The 20975-nt window shown below is 61.7% G+C and carries 13 protein-coding genes and 1 pseudogene; 10 read left to right on the forward strand and 4 right to left on the reverse strand.

Annotated elements, in window-relative coordinates; all coding sequences use genetic code 11:
- Window positions 1-71 precede the first annotated feature (71 nt).
- The 10 genes and pseudogenes from ASG19_RS19015 to ASG19_RS19060 all read left to right on the forward strand — a co-directional run.
- Window positions 72-2438 (forward strand): annotated as a pseudogene (locus ASG19_RS19015) (circularly permuted type 2 ATP-grasp protein); the annotation flags it as partial.
- A gap of 17 nt (window positions 2439-2455) precedes the next feature.
- Window positions 2456-3334, forward strand: a complete 879-nt coding sequence (locus ASG19_RS19020) for a transglutaminase family protein (protein ID WP_062461025.1) — start codon at window positions 2456-2458, stop codon at window positions 3332-3334.
- A gap of 136 nt (window positions 3335-3470) precedes the next feature.
- Complete coding sequence (locus ASG19_RS19025; protein WP_062461028.1) at window positions 3471-4691, forward strand: TadE/TadG family type IV pilus assembly protein; 1221 nt, start codon at window positions 3471-3473, stop codon at window positions 4689-4691.
- Between the two features lie 221 nt (window positions 4692-4912).
- Window positions 4913-7375, forward strand: coding sequence for a glycogen/starch/alpha-glucan phosphorylase (locus tag ASG19_RS19030; protein ID WP_062461031.1), 2463 nt, complete (start codon window positions 4913-4915; stop codon window positions 7373-7375).
- On the forward strand, window positions 7375-9582 hold the full coding sequence (gene glgB / locus ASG19_RS19035; RefSeq protein ID WP_062461034.1) for a 1,4-alpha-glucan branching protein GlgB: 2208 nt from the start codon (window positions 7375-7377) through the stop codon (window positions 9580-9582). The genes ASG19_RS19030 and glgB overlap by 1 nt, the downstream gene beginning before the upstream one ends.
- 18 nt (window positions 9583-9600) lie before the next feature.
- On the forward strand, window positions 9601-10863 hold the full coding sequence (gene glgC, locus ASG19_RS19040) for a glucose-1-phosphate adenylyltransferase (protein WP_062461037.1): 1263 nt from the start codon (window positions 9601-9603) through the stop codon (window positions 10861-10863).
- A 13-nt stretch (window positions 10864-10876) separates the two neighbouring features.
- The gene (gene glgA / locus ASG19_RS19045; RefSeq protein ID WP_062461040.1) at window positions 10877-12322 is read left to right on the forward strand and encodes a glycogen synthase GlgA; all 1446 of its coding nucleotides are present in this window, start codon (window positions 10877-10879) and stop codon (window positions 12320-12322) included.
- Window position 12323: 1 nt separating this feature from the next.
- Window positions 12324-13952: an alpha-D-glucose phosphate-specific phosphoglucomutase gene (locus ASG19_RS19050; protein ID WP_062461043.1), complete on the forward strand. Its 1629-nt coding sequence runs from the start codon at window positions 12324-12326 to the stop codon at window positions 13950-13952.
- 204 nt (window positions 13953-14156) lie between these two features.
- Entirely contained in the window at window positions 14157-16100 is a 1944-nt protein-coding gene (gene glgX / locus ASG19_RS19055) for a glycogen debranching protein GlgX (RefSeq protein WP_062461894.1), read from the forward strand.
- A gap of 76 nt (window positions 16101-16176) precedes the next feature.
- Window positions 16177-16662 (forward strand): MaoC family dehydratase, encoded by a 486-nt coding sequence (locus ASG19_RS19060; protein WP_062461045.1) that lies wholly within the window; start codon window positions 16177-16179, stop codon window positions 16660-16662.
- A gap of 27 nt (window positions 16663-16689) precedes the next feature.
- Here ASG19_RS19060 and ASG19_RS19065 read toward each other — a convergent pair whose 3' ends face one another.
- The 4 genes from ASG19_RS19065 to ASG19_RS19080 form a co-directional block, all read right to left on the reverse strand.
- Window positions 16690-17010, reverse strand: a complete 321-nt coding sequence (locus ASG19_RS19065) for a hypothetical protein (RefSeq protein WP_062461049.1) — start codon at window positions 17008-17010, stop codon at window positions 16690-16692.
- 75 nt (window positions 17011-17085) lie between these two features.
- A complete protein-coding gene (locus ASG19_RS19070) occupies window positions 17086-17640 on the reverse strand; it encodes a sarcosine oxidase subunit gamma (protein ID WP_062461052.1) in 555 nt (184 codons plus the stop codon).
- Entirely contained in the window at window positions 17633-20608 is a 2976-nt protein-coding gene (locus tag ASG19_RS19075) for a sarcosine oxidase subunit alpha (RefSeq protein WP_062461055.1), read from the reverse strand. The genes ASG19_RS19070 and ASG19_RS19075 overlap by 8 nt, the downstream gene beginning before the upstream one ends.
- The gene (locus ASG19_RS19080) at window positions 20605-20961 is read right to left on the reverse strand and encodes a sarcosine oxidase subunit delta (protein WP_062461058.1); all 357 of its coding nucleotides are present in this window, start codon (window positions 20959-20961) and stop codon (window positions 20605-20607) included. Before ASG19_RS19080 ends, ASG19_RS19075 begins: the two co-directional genes overlap by 4 nt.
- Window positions 20962-20975 lie beyond the last annotated feature (14 nt).

Raw genomic sequence — 20975 nt, forward strand, 5'->3', positions numbered from 1 at the left:
CAGAGCACGCCAAGGCGGAAGCCGCCATTGGCGAGACAGGCGTTGGCGAGATCGGCATTGACCCGATCCTCGGCTACGCGGCCTTGGCCGGCGTCACCGACGAGATGCTGGACGCCGAAGGTCGTATCAAGCCGGTCTGGGAGAACCTGATCGCGCATCTGAGCCGTCTCTCGGAAGCCGAGCTGCATGAACGCTTTGCCCGCGCCGACCGCTACCTGCGCGATGCCGGCGTGTTCTACCGAACCTATGCGGCACCCGGCAGCACGGCCGGCAGCGGCAGCGGCGAACGGGCGTGGCCGATCAGCCATATTCCGGTTCTGATCGCAGAAAAGGAATGGGAAGAGATCTCCCGCGGCCTCAAGCAGCGCGCCGACCTTCTCGAAGCGATGCTTGCCGATATCTATGGCGACAACAAGCTGGTCGAGGAAGGCTTCCTGCCGCCGCAGCTGGTCGCCGGCAACCCGGAATTCCTGCGCCCGCTGGTGGGCGTAAAGCCGGTCAGCGGCCATTACCTTCATTTCTGTTCGTTCGAAATCGGCCGCGGTCCGGATGGCGACTGGTGGGTTCTCGCCGACCGCACGCAGGCTCCATCCGGCGCAGGCTTTGCGCTGGAAAACCGCGTCGCCACCACGCGTGCGCTGTCGGATATCTATGCCGAAAGCCATGTCCACCGCCTCGCCTCCTTCTTCGGCGCCTTCCGCGATGCGCTGCAGAGCCACAAGCAATATCCCGACGACCGGATTGCGGTGCTTTCCCCCGGCCCCGCCAACGAAACCTATTTCGAACACGCCTATATCGCCCGCTATCTCGGGTTTATGCTGCTGGAAGGCGAGGACCTGACCGTTCTCAACAACCGCGTCATGGTCCGCACCGCGGCGGGTCTGAAACCCATCGGCGTTCTCTGGCGCCGCCTCGACGCCTCCTATGCCGATCCGCTGGAACTGAACCAGAGCTCCCATATCGGCACGCCCGGCATGGTCCAGGCCCTGCGGTCCGGGTCGCTGACACTCGTCAATGCGCTCGGCTCCGGTATCCTCGAAACCCGGGCGCTGCTCGCCTTCATGCCCGCCATCTGCCACCGCCTGCTCGGCGAAGAACCGATCATGCCCTCGATCGCGACCTGGTGGTGCGGCCAGAAGGCCGAGCGGGAGCATGTCGCCAAGAATATCGGTCGGATGGTGATCGGTCCGGCCTATTCCGGCCTGCCCTTCTTCGACGACAACGGCCAGTCGGTGCTCGGATCGTCGTTGAGAGAGACCGCAAAGGAATCGATCGGCGAGTGGCTGTCGAGCGAAGGCGCCAAGCTCGTCGGCCAGGAAGTCGTAACGCTGTCGACGACGCCTGCTTACGTCGACGGCAAGCTGGTGCCGCGGCCGATGTCGCTGCGTGTGTTTGCCGCCCGCACCGAGGATGGCTGGCAGCTTATGCCCGGCGGTTTTGCCCGCATCGGCTCGGGCGACGACGTGGCCGCGATCGCCATGCAGGCCGGCGGCACCGCGGCCGATGTCTGGATCGTTTCCGACAAGCCCGTCGACAAGCCGACGCTGCTGCCGCCGGAAGAAAGCTTTACCCGCAACATGCCGGGGTCGCTGCCCTCGCGCGCCGCCGACAATCTGTTCTGGCTCGGCCGCTATATCGAGCGCTCCGAAGGTGCGTTGCGCATCCTGCGCTCCTGGCACCTGCGCTACGCGGAGTCAGCAGATCCGGACGCGCCGCTTCTGGTCGACGTCGCCGGCTATCTGAAATCGATCGATATGGACATGGCGAAGGCCGTGCCGGCGCCGCTTCTGTCCCACCTCAACAGCGCGATCTATTCGGCCAGCAACATCCGCGACCGCTTTTCGCCGGATGGCTGGCTGGCCCTGACGGATCTTGCCAAGACCACCAAGCGCTTTCATGAAACCGCACAACCGGGCGACGATGCCGCCCATGCCAGCACCATCCTTCTGCGCAAGCTGGCGGGTTTTGCCGGTCTCGTGCATGAAAACATGTATCGCTTCACCGGCTGGCGCTTTCTTTCCATCGGTCGCTACCTCGAACGCGGCCTTCATATGACGCGGCTGCTCGCCCACATGTCCGGCCCGGACGCCCCGGACGGTTCGCTGGACATGCTGCTCGAAATCGGCGACAGCGTCATGACCCACCGGCGCCGCTACAACGTCAACACCGCGCGGCTGACGGTCGCCGACCTCCTGGCGCTCGATCCGCTCAACCCGCGTTCGATCCTGTTCCAGCTGGCCGAGATCCGCACCGAGGTCGAGCAACTGCCCAATGCCGTTTTCAACGGCCAGATGTCGCCCTTCTACAGGGAAGCGATGCGGCTGCATTCGGGCCTTGCGGTCATGACCCCCGAGGGCATGGATGTGGAGGTTTATCGCAAGCTCGAGCAGGAGCTTGAACGGCTTTCCGATATTCTCGCCCGAACCTATTTCAACTGAGCGGGAGAGGACACGCCATGCTTTACGACCTCTCCATGCACATGGGCTATGTCTATGACCAGCCGGCCTCGATCGCACGGCACGTGATCCGGGTCCTGCCGCTGTCGCTGCCCGGCCGCCAGCGGCTGATTGCAGGCACGATCACCGTCACGCCGAACGCAGAGGAGAAAGCCACCTTCATTGATTTCTTCGGCCAGCAGGCGACCTCAATCCTGCTGCGCGCGCCGCATGAGCGGTTCGACATCCGTATGCAGGCGCGCGTCATGGTCGAGACTCCGACGATCTCCGCGGATCTGTCGCCACGGCTCGATGGCTTGAGGCGGGAGCTTGCAGCGTATCTTAGCGTCGACGGCGGCTCGCCGCACAACCTGACGGGCGCAAGCCCTCGCCTGCCCGAAGATCCGCAGATTGCCGCCTATGCCCGCGACGTCGTCAAGCCGGGCCAGACGGTGCTGGAGATCGCAAAGGAGCTCTGCACCCGCATCTACGACGACTTCAAGTATGACTCCAAGGCGACCAAGGTCGACACAACCCCGCGCGAGGCCTTCAAGCTGAAGCGCGGCGTCTGCCAGGACTTCGCCCATATCATGATCACGGCGCTGCGCAGCCTCGGCATCCCCGCAGGCTATGTTTCGGGCTTCCTGCGCACGCTCCCGCCCCCGGGCAAGGAGCGGTTGGAGGGTGCCGACGCGATGCATGCCTGGGTCAAGGTCTGGTGCGGCGAGGCGGTCGGCTATGTCGAACTGGACCCCACCAACGACATCATGGCCGGCACCGACCATATCGTGGTTGCCTACGGCCGTGACTATTCCGATATCGCACCTGTCATCGGCGTGCTCAAAGGTTACGGAAATCGAAAGATCATCCAGGCGGTTGATGTGATACCGGTCAGATAGACCCGTTTTGGCGCTGAATCGTCGTGTTGGTTCAATTTTTAAAGGTTGATTTAGCGGTTCCTCCACCCGCTCCGCGCTATCAAGACCACGTGTTAGTGCAAATGAGTTGCGCGGTTACGGCACGGGGGTAAGTGCGATGACAGCATCAATTTGGACGCGGTTTGCCAAGAACCGCGACGGAAATTTCGGCCTTATGACAGCGGTGCTCCTGCCCATCCTCCTGGGTTCGGCGGGCGTCGCGCTTGATTTTACCAATGCCATGCAGATCAAGAGCAAGATGCAGGGTCTGGCGGATTCCGCGGCACTGGCAGCTGCCTCATCGATGGCCCAGAAAGGCATGAACGAGAAGGACGCCCAGGAACTGGCGACCGACTACCTTGCCGGCCAGATCCTTGCCAATGGCATAGACGCGAACGCCACACCTGAAGAAAAGGCAGCGCAGCAGGAGGCGATCCGCAAGGCCACCGCCGTCAGCGCCAAGACCACCAACAACAGCGCTTCCAGCAAGGGCTATACGGTGGCGCTCAACACCAAGTACACGATGAAGCTGAACCCGATCACCAGCATGATCGGCGGCCAGTCCATCACGCTGAATATTGCGGCCACGGCATCCAGCAGTTCGGAAACGACCAACGGCATCTCGATGTACCTGGCGCTTGACCGGTCCGGCTCGATGTCCTTTGTCACCAGCGACAGGAATACACTGCGGTCCTACTGTGACAACTACACCAACGCTGACTGGCCGTCGGTCGCCTTCTACTGGCCCTGCTACATCCGCAAGATCGAGGCCCTGCAGACGGCGGCAACGGGGCTGTTCACGTCGCTGAAGACGTCCGACCCGAAAAACACGCTGATCCGTGTCGGTGCGGTTTCCTACACCGATGAGACGCAGTCTCCGACACCGATGACATGGGGCACGACCGAGGCTGCCAAGTACGTGGCGGCGCTTCCAAGCGTTCCGACCGGCGGCACCGATGCCAGCGGCGCGATGACCCTCGCACTGAATGCACTGAAATCGAGCAACACGACCGAGGCAACGGCGCATACGGCCAAGGGCAATGCCACCTTCAACCGCTACATCGTGCTGATGACGGATGGCGAAATGACCGGCAAAAGCGCCAACTGGAATCCGGCGCTGGACAGAACAGTGCGCAGCCAGTGCGAAACCGCCAAGGCCGATGGCATCAAGATCTTCACCGTTGCCTTCATGGCGCCGGACAAGGGCAAGTCGCTGCTGAGCACCTGCGCAAGCGCCAGCGACTACTATTACGAGCCCGAAGACATGACCGATCTCGTCAACGCGTTCGGCGATATCGCCAACAAGGCGGCAAAATCCGCGGTTCGCCTCACCAACTAGGCGGCAGTCTAAGTCTCTCGGAACGTTTGATTATTTGCAGAACCCCGTCCAACCGGCGGGGTTTTGCTTTTTTGCGATTTTACATGCCCATGACATATTTCAAGACCAATATCATTGCCCGTTGCAAGCGTTTCGTAACGGTGCATAACTGGTTTCCCAGATCTTCAACGAGGGTCCGAATCGGACGCAATTCTCACGCTTAACCAGAAAGTTAGCGCGACATGGACAAGACCTCTTCTAACGTCGAACTCCCCTTTCCGGCACCACGCAGCTCCCGGCCTGAAATCATGGCGGAGGAGATCATCGAGCGCCTGACCTATCGGATCGGCAAGGATGCGCAGGTCGCCAAGCCGCATGACTGGCTGACAGCAACGATCCTGGTGGTGCGCGACCGCATTATCGACCGGTGGATGGATTCGACCCGCAAGGTCTACAAGACAGGCGAGAAGCGCGTTTACTATCTATCGCTGGAATTCCTGATCGGCCGCCTGATGCGCGATGCCGTCAGCAATCTCGGCCTGATGTCGGAAATTCGCGATGCGCTGACATCGCTCGGCGTCGATGTGGCTGTCATTGCCGGCCTCGAACCCGATGCAGCCCTCGGCAACGGAGGCCTCGGCCGTCTCGCCGCCTGTTTCATGGAGAGCATGGCAACCGTCGAGATCCCGGCCTATGGCTACGGCATCCGCTACGTCCACGGCCTGTTCCGTCAGCAGATGGCCGATGGCTGGCAGGTGGAACTGCCGGAAACCTGGCTCGCCCACGGCAACCCCTGGGAATTCGAGCGCCGCGAAAGCTCCTACGAAATCGGCTTCGGCGGCACGGTGGACACGGTCGGCGGTTACGACGATGCGCCGCGCTATGTCTGGAAGCCGGCCGAACGCGTCATCGCCATGGCCTACGACACGCCGATCGTTGGCTGGCGTGGCAAGCGCGTCAACACGCTGCGCCTCTGGTCGGCCCAGCCGATCGATCCGATCCTGCTCGATGCCTTCAACGCCGGCGACCACATCGGTGCGCTGCGCGAAAGCAACAAGGCCGAAAGCCTCACCCGCGTCCTCTACCCGGCCGATGCCAATCCGGCCGGCCAGGAACTGCGCCTGCGCCAGGAATTCTTTTTCTCCTCGGCCTCGCTCCAGGACATCCTGCGCCGCCACCTGCAGCAGTATCCGGACTTCACCAATCTTCCCGACAAGGTCGCGATCCAGCTCAACGACACCCATCCGGCGATTTCGATCGGCGAACTGATGCGCCTTCTGGTCGACATCCACGGCGTGGATTTCGACGAGAGCTGGGAAATTGTCCGCAAGACCTTCTCCTACACCAACCACACGCTTCTGCCCGAGGCGTTGGAAAGCTGGCCGGTACCGTTGTTCGAGCGCCTGCTGCCGCGCCACATGCAGCTCGTCTATGCGATCAACACCAAGATCTTGCTGGAAGCGCGCAAGCTGAAGAACTTCTCCGAAACCCAGATCCGTTCGATCTCGCTGATCGACGAGGGCGGCGAGCGCCGCGTGCGCATGGGCAACCTTGCCTTTGTCGGCTCGCATTCGATCAACGGCGTCTCGGCCCTGCATACGGACCTGATGAAGGTCACTGTGTTCCAGGACCTGCACACGCTCTATCCCACACGCATCAACAACAAGACCAACGGCATCACCCCTCGCCGCTGGCTGATGCAGTGCAATCCGGGCCTCACATCGTTGATCCAGGACGCCATCGGCGACAAATTCCTTGATGACACCGAGGCGCTGACAGATCTTGAGAAATTCTCAAGCGACAGCTCGTTCCAGGACAAGTTTGCAGCGATCAAGCGCACCAACAAGATCGCACTCGCCAATCTGGTCGGCAGCCGCATGGGCATCAGGCTCGATCCGTCGGCCATGTTCGACATCCAGATCAAGCGCATCCACGAATACAAGCGCCAGCTCCTCAACATCATCGAGGCGGTAGCGCTTTACGACCAGATCCGCTCGCATCCGGAACTCGATTGGGTGCCGCGTGTCAAACTGTTCGCCGGCAAGGCGGCGCCGAGCTACCACAACGCCAAGCTGATCATCAAGCTGGCCAACGACGTCGCTCGCGTCATCAACAACGACCCATCGGTGCGCGGTCTCCTGAAGATCGTCTTCATACCGAACTACAACGTGTCTCTCGCCGAGATCATGGTCCCCGCGGCCGATCTTTCCGAGCAGATCTCGACGGCCGGCATGGAAGCGTCGGGAACCGGCAACATGAAGTTTGCCCTGAACGGGGCACTGACGATCGGCACGCTCGACGGCGCCAATGTCGAAATGCGCGACCATGTCGGGGAAGACAACATCGTCATCTTCGGCCTGAAAGCGGACGAGGTGCAGAAGGTCCGCGACGAGGGCCACGATCCCCGCGCCGTTATCGACCAGTCTCCGGAACTTGCACAGGCCCTGAATGCCATCGCGACAGGCGTGTTTTCGCCGGATGACCGGTCGCGTTTCACGGTCCTGATGGACGGGATCTACAATCACGACTGGTTCATGGTTGCCGCCGACTTCGATGCCTATGCAGCAGCGCAGCGCAGCGTTGACCAAATCTGGTCGGACCCTAAATCATGGTATTCGAAGACTATTCTCAACACCGCCCGCATGGGTTGGTTCTCCTCCGATAGAACCATTCGCCAATACGCGTCGGAAATCTGGAGAGCCTGATGACAAAAGCGCCGCGTACGCTCGATGACGGGAGAGCTCCTGGAGAAATCCCGTTATCCGAGATCGAGGCGATTTTGGAAGGCAGGCATACAAACCTCTTTGCCGTTCTCGGCCTGCACAAGGTCGGGGACGTCTACAGGGTCCGCTGTTTCATCCCCGGCGCCGAGGCCGTCACGGCCACGGCGCTGAACGGCACGGAACTGGGCGAACTCACCTGCCGCCACGAAGCCGGTTATTTCGAAGGCATCGTCTCCGCCTCGCAACGCCAGCCCGTCCGTTACCGCGCCCGCCGCGGTGATGACGAGTGGGCGGTGACGGACCCCTACTCGTTCGGCCCGGTTCTGGGACCGATGGACGATTATTTCGTCCGCGAGGGATCGCATCTGCGCCTGTTCGACAAGATGGGCGCCCATCCGATGAAGCACGAGGGCGTAGAGGGATATCACTTCGCCGTCTGGGCACCGAATGCCAAGCGCGTCTCTGTCGTTGGCGATTTCAACACCTGGGATGGCCGCCGCCACATCATGCGGCTGCGTCAGGACACCGGCATCTGGGAAATCTTCGCGCCCGATATCCTGGCTGGCACCCCCTACAAGTTCGAGATCGTCGGCAGCGACGGCGAAGTTCTGCCCCTCAAGGCCGACCCTTACGCCCGGCGCGCCGAAATGCGCCCGAAGACGGCGTCCGTCACCACGCCGGAACTGGTGCAGAAATGGGATGACGAAGCCCATCGGGAATTCTGGGAAAAGGCCGATCATCGCCGTCAGGCGATCTCGATCTACGAAGTGCACGCCGGGTCATGGCGCCGCAAGCAGGATGGTTCGTTCCTCTCCTGGGACGAACTTGCCGCCGAACTCATTCCCTACTGCACCGACATGGGCTTTACCCATATCGAATTCCTTCCGATTACCGAACATCCCTATGATCCGTCCTGGGGCTACCAGACCACCGGTCTCTATGCGCCGTCGGCCCGTTTCGGCGAGCCGGAAGGCTTTGCCCGCTTCGTCAACGGCTGCCACAAGGTCGGCATCGGCGTCATCCTCGACTGGGTGCCCGCCCACTTCCCGGTCGACGCGCACGGGCTGCGCCATTTCGACGGCACCGCACTCTACGAGCATGAAGATCCGCGCCAGGGTTTCCACCCCGACTGGAACACGGCGATCTACAATTTCGGCCGACTGGAAGTCCTGTCCTACCTCGTCAACAACGCGCTCTACTGGTCGGAGAAATTCCACCTCGATGGCCTGCGTGTCGATGCGGTCGCTTCGATGCTCTATCTCGACTATTCCCGCCGCGAGGGCGAATGGGTGCCGAACGAATATGGCGGCCGCGAGAACCTGGAATCTGTCCGCTTCCTGCAGAAGATGAATTCGCTTTCCTACGGCAATCATCCCGGTGTGATGACCATTGCCGAAGAATCCACATCCTGGCCCAAAGTCTCGGCGCCGGTCCACGAAGGCGGTCTCGGCTTCGGGTTCAAGTGGAACATGGGTTTCATGCATGACACGCTGAGTTATCTCGCGCGTGAGCCTGTTCACCGCAAGCATCACCACAACACTATGACCTTCGGCATGGTCTACGCCTATTCCGAAAACTTCGTCCTGCCGCTCAGCCATGATGAAGTCGTGCACGGCAAGGGGTCGCTGATCGCCAAGATGGCCGGCGACGACTGGCAGAAATTCGCCAATCTGCGCGCCTATTACGGGTTCATGTGGGGTTATCCGGGCAAGAAGCTGCTGTTCATGGGCCAGGAATTTGCCCAGTGGAGCGAATGGAGCGAGGAGCGGTCGCTGGACTGGAACCTGCTGCAATACAGCCCGCACGAAGGCATGCGCCGTCTCGTCCGCGATCTGAACTTCTGCTACCGCTCCAAGCCCGCCCTGCATGCCCGCGATTGCGAGAGCGAAGGGTTCCGCTGGCTGATTGCCGATGATGCCGAAAACTCCGTGTTTGCCTGGCTGCGTATGGCGCCGGGGGAAAAGCCGGTGGCGGTGATCACGAATTTCACCCCGGTCTACCGGGAAAATTACCGTATTCCCTTGCCAAGCGAGGGCAGATGGCGGGAAATCCTCAACACCGATGCCGAGATCTATGGCGGCACCGGCAAGGGGAATGGCGGACGCGTGCAGGCGGTGAATGCGGGAGGAACGATCACCGCCGACATCACGTTGCCGCCTCTGGCGACGATCATGCTGGAATTGCAATAACGACCGGGAGGGAGAACCATGAACGACAAACGCATACAGCCACTCTCACGCGACGCGATGGCCTATGTCCTGGCCGGCGGCCGCGGCAGTCGCCTGAAGGAACTGACGGATCGCCGCGCCAAGCCCGCGGTCTACTTCGGCGGCAAGGCGCGCATCATCGATTTCGCGCTGTCGAACGCGCTGAATTCCGGCATCCGCCGCATCGGCGTTGCGACCCAGTACAAGGCGCATTCGCTGATCCGCCACATGCAGCGCGGCTGGAACTTCCTGCGTTCAGAGCGCAATGAAAGCTTCGACATCCTGCCCGCCTCCCAGCGCGTTTCGGAAACGCAATGGTATGAAGGCACGGCCGACGCGGTGTTCCAGAACATCGACATCATCGAAGGCTACGCGCCGGAATACATGGTCATCCTTGCCGGCGACCACGTCTACAAGATGGACTACGAGTACATGCTGCAGCAGCACGTGAACTCCGGCGCCGACGTCACCGTCGGTTGCCTCGAGGTTCCGCGCATGGAAGCCACGGGCTTCGGCGTCATGCATGTCAACGAGAAGGACGAGATCATCGATTTCGTCGAAAAGCCGGCCGACCCACCGGGAATTCCAGGCAATCCGGATTTCGCGCTGGCCTCGATGGGCATCTACGTCTTCCACACCAAATTTCTGATCGAAGCGCTGAAGCGCGACGCGGAAGCCGAAGGCTCAAGCCGCGACTTCGGCAAGGATATCATTCCCTATATCGTCGAGCACGGTAAGGCCGTCGCGCACCGCTTTGCCGATAGCTGCGTCCGGTCCGATTTCGAGCGCGAGCCCTACTGGCGCGATGCTGGAACTGTGGACGCATACTGGCAAGCCAATATCGACCTGACCGAAATCGTGCCCGGCCTTGATCTCTACGACAAGTCCTGGCCGATCTGGACCTTCGGGGAAATCACCCCACCGGCAAAGTTTGTGCATGACGACGAAAACCGCCGCGGGTCCGCAACGTCCTCGGTCATTTCCGGCGACTGCATCATTTCCGGTTCGTCGCTCAACCGAAGCCTTCTCTTCACCGGCGTGCGTGCCAATTCCTATTCCAAGCTCGAAGGCGCGGTCGTGCTGCCGAATGTCCGGATCGGAAGACGCGCCCAGCTTCGCGATGTCATTATCGACCACGGCGTCACCATTCCGGAAGGCCTGATCGTCGGAGAGGATCCGGAACTCGATGCCAAGCGCTTCCGCCGCACCGAGAGCGGTATCTGCCTGATCACCCAGGCGATGATCGACAAGCTCGAGCTGTGAACGGGATCCTCCGATGAATGTTCTGTCGGTCGCGTCCGAAGTCTTTCCGCTGGTGAAAACCGGCGGCCTTGCCGATGTGGCCGGCGCACTGCCGCTGGCACTCAAGAGCCAGGGCATCTCGGTGAAGACGTTGATGCCGGGCTATCCGGCTGTCATGCGGGTGCTGAAGGATGCAAAACTCGTCATGAGTTTCGACGACCTTCTCGGTGCCAGTGCCGATATCCTCGAAGTCACGCACCAGGGGCTAGACCTCCTGGTGCTCGATTGCCCCATGTTCTTCGACAGGCCGGGCGGCCCCTATCTCGATCAGACGGGCAAGGACCATCGCGACAACTGGAGACGCTTCGCGGCGCTGTCCAAGGCGGGTGCGATCATTGCGCAGGACGGCATCGCGGGCTGGAAGCCCGACATCGCCCATGTGCACGACTGGCAGGCAGCCATGCTTCCGGCCTTTATGCGCTACTCGGAAACGCCTGAAATCCCGACGCTGATCACCATTCACAACATCGCGTTCCAGGGCATGTTCGGCGCCGATATCTTCCCCTTTCTCGGTCTGCCGGATCATGCCTTCGCCATGGACGGGATCGAATATTTCGGCGGCATCAGCTATTTGAAAGCCGGGCTGGAGACGAGCTGGGCAATCTCCACCGTCTCGCCCTCCTATGCCGAGGAAATTCTGAGCGGCGAATACGGCATGGGGCTCGAGGGCCTGCTTTCTCGCCGCTCCGTGGATCTGACGGGTATCGTCAACGGCATCGACGCTGAAATCTGGGACCCGGAAACCGACATCAACCTGCACACCCGCTACGGTGCCGGAAGCCTCAAGAGCCGCGCCGGCAACAAGCGGGCGATCGAGGAGCGGTTCGGCCTCGTTGAAAGCGACGGTCCGCTGTTTTGCGTCATCTCCCGCCTCACCTCGCAGAAGGGCATGGATCTGCTGGCGCAGGAGATCGACAACCTTGTCGAGGCCGGCGGCAGGCTGGCGGTGCTCGGCTCCGGCGATCAGGCGCTCGAAACCGCATTTCACGCCGCTGCAGGCCGCCATCCGGGCAGCGTTTCGGTTCTGACCACCTATGACGAGCCGCTGTCGCACCTGCTCCAGGGCGGCTCCGATGCCATCATCATCCCCTCCCGGTTCGAGCCGTGTGGCCTTACCCAGCTCTACGGTCTGCGTTACGGCTGCATCCCGGTCGTTGCCCGCACCGGTGGCCTCAACGACACGGTCATCGACGCCAGCCCCGCCGCACTCGCTGCGAAGGCCGCAACCGGTGTCTCCTTCGGCCCGGCAACAGCCGACAATCTTGGCCGCGCCCTGCGCCGCGCCATCCGTCTCTACAAGGACCCTGATGTCTGGACGGAAATGCAGAAGCAGGGCATGAAATCCGACGTTTCCTGGGAAAGGAGTGCTGGCCTCTACGCCGCGCTCTATTCCGACCTACTTGCAAGAAAAGGCATTTGAGATGATCAAAACCGTATCGACCACGCCCTATCAGGATCAGAAGCCTGGGACCTCCGGCCTGCGCAAGAAGGTGCCCGTCTTCGCTCAGGAAAATTACGCCGAGAACTTCATCCAGGCGATCTTCGACAGCCTCAAGGGGTTTGAAGGCAAGACGCTGGTGATCGGCGGCGACGGCCGCTATTACAACCGCGAAGTCATCCAGAAGGCGATCAAGATGGCCGCGGCTTCCGGCTTCGGCAAGGTCATGGTCGGCCAGGGCGGTATCCTGTCGACGCCGGCCGCCTCCAACATCATTCGCAAATACCACGCCTTCGGCGGCCTGATCCTGTCGGCCAGCCACAATCCCGGCGGTCCGAACGAAGATTTCGGCATCAAGTACAACACCGGCAATGGCGGCCCGGCGCCTGAAAAGATCACCGACGCGATCTTTGCCCGCACCAAGGTGATCGACACCTACAAGATCGTCGACTCCGCCGATATCGACCTCGACGAAGTCGGAACGTTCAAGATCTCCGGAATGGAAGTCCAGGTCATCGATCCGGTCGCTGACTATGCCGAACTGATGGAGCAGCTGTTCGATTTCGTGGCAATCCGCGCCCTGCTTGCGAGCGGCGTCCGCATTGCTATCGATTCGATGGGCGCCGTCACAGGCCCCTATGCCGTGGAAATCTTCGAGAACCGGCTTGGCGCGCCCGAGGGCTCGGTACGCAACGCGATCCCGCTTCCCGACTTCGGCGGTCATCATCCGGACCCGAACCTTGTCCATGCCAAGGAACTCTATGACGACGTGATGAGTAAGAGCGGCCCGCATTTCGGTGCCGCCTCCGATGGCGACGGCGACCGCAACATGGTCGTCGGCAAGGGCATGTTCGTGACACCGTCGGACAGCCTGGCGATCATCGCAGCAAACGCGACGCTCGCACCGGGCTACGCCAAGGGTATTGCAGGCATTGCCCGTTCGATGCCGACAAGTGCGGCAGCCGACCGCGTGGCCGAAAAGCTGAAGATCGGCATGTACGAAACGCCGACCGGCTGGAAGTTCTTCGGCAATCTGCTCGATGCTGGCAAGGCCACCGTCTGCGGCGAGGAAAGCTTCGGCACCGGTTCCGACCACGTGAGAGAAAAGGACGGCCTCTGGGCGGTTCTGTTCTGGCTGAATATCATGGCAGCCAGAAACGAGAGCGTCGCTGAAATCGTCAAGTCGCATTGGGCCGAATACGGCCGCAACTACTATTCCCGCCACGACTACGAGGAAGTGGATTCGGATGCAGCGAACGCTCTCGTGGCGGCCCTGCGCGAAAAGCTCCCGACGCTCCCCGGCCAGACCTTCGGCGCACTCAAGGTCGAATTTGCTGACGATTTCGCCTATCTCGACCCGATCGACGGCTCCGTTTCGAAGAACCAGGGCATCCGCATCCTGTTCGAAGGCGGCTCTCGCGTTGTGTTCCGCCTGTCGGGCACCGGCACGTCGGGTGCGACGATCCGCGTCTATGTCGAGCGCTACGAACCCGATGCCAGCCGCCACGACATCGAGACCCAGACGGCGCTCGCCGACCTGATCGCAGTGGCAGACGAGATTTCGGATCTCAAGAAGCGGTCCGGCCGGGATGCCCCGACGGTGATCACCTGATCGAGGCTGCCGGGTGACATTGCCCCTCATCCGGCGACAGCAACCTTCTCCCCGCAATCGGGGAGAAGGATTTGCCGCAGCGACACGGGACCCTACTTCCATAGGACACGTCTCTTCTTCCCACCAAGCGGAGAGAAGGCAGGCTGATTGTCAGCCGCGAACGCAGGGTCGCTGGCGAAATGGATGAGCGATAAGGAACCCGATATGTCTCACGCACACGCTCAAAGACGCGGCGCTGTTCTCCTGGATAAGATGGCTGAATTCTCGGTCTGGTCGCAGCATGCGGAAAAGATCGAACTCTGCCTGTTCGATGCCGATGGCGAGACGGAAACCGCCCGCCACCCGATGACGCGCGGCGACGACAACCTTTACCGCATCGACCTTCCCTCGATCAGACCCGGCCAGCGCTACGGTTTTCGTGCCCATGGCATCTACGATCCGGATAAAGGCCTCTGGTTCGACCCGTCGAAACTGCTTGTCGACCCCTACGCCAAAGAACTCGACCGCCCCTTCGTCTACGATCCGAACCTCTCGCAGTTCAACTTCGACACGGCCGGCCTGGTGCCCAAGGCAATCGTCACGGAGCACGTCGCAGCCAAGATCGAGGCGCCGCGGTTTAACGCCGGCGGACTGATCTACGAAGTCGCCGTAAAACCCTTCACCATTCTCCACCCCGACGTGCCGGAAGATATCCGCGGCACGGTCGCGGCGCTCGCGCATCCAGCGATCATCGCCCATCTCAAAAGGATCGGCGTCGACGCGATCGAGCTGATGCCAATCACCGCCTGGATCGACGAACGGCACCTCCCGTCGCTGGGTCTCACCAATGGCTGGGGCTACAATCCCATCGCCTTCATGGCGCTCGACCCGCGCCTTTGCCCGGGCGGGGTTGAGGAACTGCGCGACACCGTCGCCACCCTGCACGAGGCCGGCATCGGCGTCATCCTCGATCTCGTGTTCAACCATTCGGGCGAAAGCGATCGCTACGGTGCCACGCTGTCGATGCGCGGGATCGACAACCTCGCCTATTATCGTCACGCGCAGGGTGAGCCCGGCCTTCTCATCAACGACACCGGTACCGGCAACACGCTCGCCTGCGACCATCCCGAAGTCCGGCGCCTGATCGTCGATACGTTGCGCCATTTCGTCATTCATGCAGGCGTCGACGGCTTCCGCTTCGATCTTGCACCGATCCTCGGTCGCACCTCGAACGGTTTCGATGCCGATAGCGAAACGCTGACCACGATGCTCGAAGACGAGGTCCTGAAAGACCGCGTCATGATCGCCGAACCCTGGGATATCGGCCCCGGCGGCTATCAGCTCGGCAATTTTCCGGAAAAATTCCTCGAGTGGAACGACCGCGCCCGCGACGACATCCGCCGTTACTGGCGCGGCGACGTGTGGACGACAGGCGCGCTCGCCACCCGGCTTGCAGGCTCGTCTGACCTTTTCTCCGGACACACGCGCACGGTCAATTTCCTCGCCGCCCATGACGGCTTCACGCTGATGGATCTCGTGTCCAACGAGGACAAACACAATGAGGCGAACGGCGAAGACAACCGCGACGGTCACGGCGACAACATGTCCTGGAACAACGGCACCGAAGGCGTGACCCGCGACCGCGATATCCTCGCCGACCGTCGAAGGGACGCCGAAGCCCTGCTCTCGACGCTGTTTGCCAGCCGAGGCACGATCATGCTGACGATGGGCGACGAGGCCGGCCGCTCCCAGCGCGGCAACAACAACGCCTATGCGCAGGATAACGAGATCACCTGGATGGACTGGGCAACGCTCGACGAGGCGCTGGTCGAGCACACGGCAATGCTTTCAGCCCTCCGCAAACGGTTCCACGTATTCTCCGAAACCAGCCTGCTCACGGGCGATGGCGATATCGAATGGATCTCGCCAAGCGGCCAGCCGATGCAGGTCTCCGACTGGGAAAACCCCGCCAATCCGGTCCTCGGTTTCATGCTGAAAACCGACGATGCAACGACCGGAAAGGCCACGCGGCTCGCCATCATCGTCAACCGCGGCCACACCCCGCAAACCTTCGCCCTTCCCGGCCCGAACTGGCGTTGTTATCCTGATAACCAGCCGTGGGATACGGCACTTCCCCCCCGGTCGGTCAGCTTTTGCATCGAAAATTGATGCACTGCAAAAACCTGTCGCCAAGTCCTTCAAAGCCTGTAAGAGTCCGCATCACAACCAACGGAAAGAGCAGCGCATGCGTGAAATTTCCCTCGCCGATGTTGCAGGACTGGTCGGTCAGGAACTGGGTGTTTCCGACTGGATTACCGTCAACCAGACAATGATCGACCAGTTCGCCGATGCGACGCTCGATCATCAGTTTATCCACGTGGATCCAGAGCGCGCCAAGGCCGAAAGCCCATTCGGCGGCACCATCGCCCACGGCTTTCTGTCGCTGTCGCTGCTGTCGGCCATGAACTACGAGACCATGCCGAAAATCCGCGAACAGACGATGGGGATCAACTACGGGTTCGACAAGGTCCGCTTCATGTCGCCCGTCAAGAGTGGCGCGCGGGTCCGCGGCCACTTCACGCTGGCCGACAGCCGCTTCCGCGGCGCCGGCATGCTGATGACCACATACGAGGTTTCGATCGAGATCGAGAACGAGAAAAAGCCGGCACTGACCGCCACCTGGATCACTATCGTCCAGTTCGACCCGAAGGATCGGCCGGAAGACGCCTGAGTTACCTCCCGTTCATCTCCTCTCGCGTCATCCCAATTCCAGCATCAGCAACCCGATGAGCGGCGGCAAGGCGGCACCGATGAGAAGGGGCGCCGTCCGGGATGCCGTCAGCCCCAGCGCAGAACCGGAAACCCCGGCCGCGATCAACCCGGCGATCGGCATGGACAGACTGCGGTCGATCCCCGGCACGAGCGAAGCCAGTAGCGCCGCAATGACCGCTACCCCGCCGACCAGAATGCCCTTCCACAGTTCGACACCGGACAACTTCGCCGCTACCGCGCCCCCGGCAATGGCGGCAGCGATCCCAAGCAAGACCCACTGAATATCCGGCCAACCAGCGTCCACCATAAAAAACCCTCCCATTCTGCAATGGGAGGGTGCGGTATTGTCGAACCCAATTCAAGTCAGGCGATGGTCGAAGAGCTAGAGCGCAGCGTCTTTCGCGCCCTCCGAGAGAAGGCCGAAGGCGTAGTCGGAAAACGACCGCCAGACTTCCATTCGGAACGCCTCCTCGCCCGTACGCATAAGCACCACTTCCACCTTGCCAAACAGCGTGCGCGAGCAGGCACCGACCGGAAAGACTGAAAGCGACAGATCCTGCGGGCAACCCGTGTTGATCGCGGCCTCCGCACCCGGACCCGAAATCAGGATCGCGGTGTTGCGGTGAGACACGTCGGTCGCGGAATGCAGCACACCGGAATTGGCGGCAGCGGTCATCAGGCCGCTTTCGCTTTCGTCGATCACCAGCCACTCGTCCGGTCCGAGCCACAGCGCGGTGCGGCCGTTGGCGGATGCGGACGTCTTCGGCCTTGTCGGCAGATCGACGCCGAGCGAGCCTGAAAGTGCTGAGACATCCTCAGCCTTCGCCCGCAGCGAGATGCGGCCAGCCGGAGCTGCCGGTTCAAGCCGGACGACGGAAGATCCGCCGTGAAAACCGGTCATCGGGAGTACGCGCTGAGGCATTGCAAAATCAGCCATTGATGCGGCCTCCTTCCTTGTCGAAGAACACCATGTCGGTCACTTCCACCGAAATCGTCCTGTCCGCCATCGGCACGTAGAGCGTGCTTCCCATCTTGGCCCGACCGCCGGCAACCAGCGCGATCGCGATCGATCGGCCGAGAGTTTCCGACCAGTAGGACGAGGTCACATGGCCGAGCATGGTCATCGGCTTCGGCTGGTTCGGATCGGCAACGATCTGCGCGCCCTCTTCCAGCACATCCTTCGGATCCTTGGTGAACAGGCCGACCAGCTGCTTGCGTCCCTCGCGCACAAGGTCCGGACGCTTCAGCCCTCTGATGCCGACGAAATCGGTCTTCTTCTTCGAGACAGCCCAGCCATAACCGGAATCGTCAGGGGTGACCGTGCCGTCCGTATCCTGGCCGACGATGATATAGCCCTTTTCGGCGCGGAGAACGTGCATGGTTTCCGTGCCGTAGAGGCAGGCCCCCATCGATTGCGCGCGTTCCCAGATCGCCTTCCAAACCGCCGCCCCGAAATCGGCGGGCACATTGACTTCGAACCCGAGCTCGCCGGTAAACGACATGCGGAACAACCGCCCCGGAACGCCCATGATCGTGCACTCGGCAACGCTCATATGCGGGAAGGCTTCGTTGGAAATGTCGAGCCCGTCGATGAAGGGCGCAATGATCTCGCGCGCCTTCGGACCCTGTACCGCGATGACAGCCCATTGTTCGGTGGTCGATGTCAGCCATACGTTGAGATGCGGGAATTCCGTCTGCAGATAGTCTTCCATATGCTGCAGCACCCGCGGCGCACCGCCGGTCGTGGTCGTCACATGGAAACGGTCTTCTGCCAGGCGCCCGACGACACCGTCGTCATAGATGAACCCGTCTTCCCTTGTCATGATCCCATAACGGCTCTTGCCGGGTTTCAGCGTATCCCAGGTATTGGTGTAGAGCAGGTTGAGGAATTTCGCCGCATCCGGGCCGACCACCTCGATCTTGCCGAGCGTCGAGGCATCAAACACGCCGCCGACCTCACGCACGGTTCTGCACTCGCGGTTGACGGCTGCGTGCATGTCTTCGCCGCGCTTGGGGAAATACCAGGCGCGTTTCCAGTTGCCCACATCCTCGAACTCGGCGCCTTCTGCCGCTTCCGGCGCATGCATCGGCGTCTTGCGGGCCGGATCGAACAGGTCGCCGCGCGAATGGGCGATCAGCGTGCCGTAGGTGACAGGCGTGTATGGCGCACGGAACGTGGTGAGACCCACCTGCGGGATCGGCCGGTCGAGCATTTCAGACGCGATGGCGAGGCCATGCATGTTGGAAAGCTTGCCCTGATCGGACGCCATGCCATTGGTCGTAAAGCGCTTTATATGCTCGATCGAATGCATGCCTTCGCGCACCGCAAGACGGATGTCCTTGGCGGTCACGTCATGCTGGAAATCGACGAACGCCTTGACCGCATCCTCCGGTCCCGCCCCTTCGGCCGCACCGATCATGCCGCCGGTCCATTCGAACCGGTTTTCGCCCGAGACCACAGCTGCACCGCCGCCTGCGGCAATCGCCTCGTCGATCAGGTCCGCCAGATCGTCGGTTCCGTTGCAGGCCCCGACCGAGATGCAGTTCTGGGCGTAGATATCCGGCAGGAACCGCTGGTTTGCCTCGTCGAAGCGCAGTTTTCCGCGAGACTGCGAGAACAGATGCACTGACGGAGTCCAGCCTGCCGAGATGAGCAGCGCGTCAACCTTGATCTTGCGCGCATTGGCGCCGCCATTGCGGGTGACGGTGATGGAGTTGATCCGCAGCCGGCCGGACGTGTCGGTCACGGCATGGCCTGTCAGCACGTCGATCCCGAGCGCACGGGCCTCGGCAAGCACACCATCACCCGGATGGCTGCGGCTGTCGACGATCGCAGCGATCGAGACACCCGCCCGCTTCAGGTCGAACGCCGCCTCATAGGCGCTGTCATGGGCGGTATAGACGCCGACATTGCGGCCGACGGCAACGCCGTGATGGTTGAGGAAACTGCGCGCGGCAGACGCCAGCATGATGCCCGGCCGGTCATTGTTGGCAAACACCATATGCCGTTCGATCGAGCCGGTCGCCAGCACGACCTTTTTCGCACGCACCTGCCAGAGACGCTCACGCGGCAGGTCCCTGCCCGGAAGCGCGACATGGTCGGTCACCCGTTCCACAAGGGCTAGGAAACCGTGATTGTAATAGCCAAACACAGTGGTGCGGGTGAGCACGGTGACGTTGGGCATCGCCTTCAGCTTTGCAGCCATGGCCTGCGCCCAGTCGAAACCGTTCTGGCCGTCGATCACCGTGGAACTGTCGAAATGCAGCGCACCGCCGACTTCCGGCTGTTCGTCAACGAGAATGACCTTTTTGCCCGTTGCCGCCGCCGAAAGTGCCGCCGTCAGGCCGGCGACACCGGCGCCGGCGATCAGCACGTCGCAATGCACGTAGCGGCTGGCGTAATGATCGGGATCCGCTTCCTTCGGCGCTTCGCCCAGACCCGCAGCGCGACGGATGATCGGCTCATAGAGTTTGTGCCAGGCTTCCCGCGGCCACATGAAGGTCTTGTAGTAGAAACCGGCGGCGAAGAACGGCGACAGCATGTCGTTGAACGCGCCGATATCGTATTTGAGCGACGGCCAGCGGTTCTGCGAGGCGATCTTGGCGCCATCGAACACTTCCTGCACCGTGGCGCGCACATTCGGTTGGCGGCGGGCGGCATCACGAGACACGTCGAGCAGCGCATTCGGCTCTTCCGGACCAGATGTCAGGATGCCGCGCGGGCGGTGGTATTTGAACGAGCGGCCGAGCAGATGCACGCCATGCGCCAGAAGCGCTGACGCAACCGTATCGCCCTCCAGCGCCGTATAGCTTTTGCCGTCAAACGTGAAGCGCGCCGTGCGGGCCGGCGTATGACGGCCGGCGCCCTTGATGCGGAATTCACCCGAGTTGGAGGAAGAACTCATCTCGCGTCTCCTTCCGTAGCTTCCCAGGTTTCGACGGTCTTTTCCTCGGCAATCGCCGCAGCCTTGCTCGCAACCGGGATCGGCTGTTTCGGCAGTCCCGCCTTGTAGGTCATCAGGAACCTGTCGCTCACCGTATCGCGGGCCGCGTTGAAGAAGCGGCCACAGCCGTGAATATGCCGCCACCGTTCATAGGTGAGACCCTTTTCGTTGTTGCGAAGAAAGAAGAACTCCGCAAATTCCTCGTCCGAAATCGCCGCGATATTCTCCGGCCGGGCAATATGCGCCTCGCCGGCCCAGCGGAATTCCAGTTCCGAGCGATCTTCTTCGCAATAGGGGCAGTGGATCAAAAGCATCTGGTCTATCCCCT

The sequence above is a fragment of the Rhizobium sp. Leaf306 genome, assembly GCF_001423425.1.
Classification (GTDB): Bacteria; Pseudomonadota; Alphaproteobacteria; order Rhizobiales; family Rhizobiaceae; genus Neorhizobium; species Neorhizobium soli.

Coding starts and splice junctions, on each gene's coding strand:
- ASG19_RS19075 (WP_062461055.1), bottom strand. CDS start 20,608: ATGAGTTCTTCCTCCAACTCGGGTGAATTCCGCATCAAGGGCGCCGGC.
- glgX (WP_062461894.1), top strand. CDS start 14,157: ATGTCTCACGCACACGCTCAAAGACGCGGCGCTGTTCTCCTGGATAAG.
- ASG19_RS19070 (WP_062461052.1), bottom strand. CDS start 17,640: ATGGCTGATTTTGCAATGCCTCAGCGCGTACTCCCGATGACCGGTTTT.
- ASG19_RS19050 (WP_062461043.1), top strand. CDS start 12,324: ATGATCAAAACCGTATCGACCACGCCCTATCAGGATCAGAAGCCTGGG.
- ASG19_RS19060 (WP_062461045.1), top strand. CDS start 16,177: ATGCGTGAAATTTCCCTCGCCGATGTTGCAGGACTGGTCGGTCAGGAA.
- glgC (WP_062461037.1), top strand. CDS start 9,601: ATGAACGACAAACGCATACAGCCACTCTCACGCGACGCGATGGCCTAT.
- ASG19_RS19065 (WP_062461049.1), bottom strand. CDS start 17,010: ATGGTGGACGCTGGTTGGCCGGATATTCAGTGGGTCTTGCTTGGGATC.
- ASG19_RS19030 (WP_062461031.1), top strand. CDS start 4,913: ATGGACAAGACCTCTTCTAACGTCGAACTCCCCTTTCCGGCACCACGC.
- ASG19_RS19020 (WP_062461025.1), top strand. CDS start 2,456: ATGCTTTACGACCTCTCCATGCACATGGGCTATGTCTATGACCAGCCG.
- ASG19_RS19080 (WP_062461058.1), bottom strand. CDS start 20,961: ATGCTTTTGATCCACTGCCCCTATTGCGAAGAAGATCGCTCGGAACTG.
- glgB (WP_062461034.1), top strand. CDS start 7,375: ATGACAAAAGCGCCGCGTACGCTCGATGACGGGAGAGCTCCTGGAGAA.
- ASG19_RS19025 (WP_062461028.1), top strand. CDS start 3,471: ATGACAGCATCAATTTGGACGCGGTTTGCCAAGAACCGCGACGGAAAT.
- glgA (WP_062461040.1), top strand. CDS start 10,877: ATGAATGTTCTGTCGGTCGCGTCCGAAGTCTTTCCGCTGGTGAAAACC.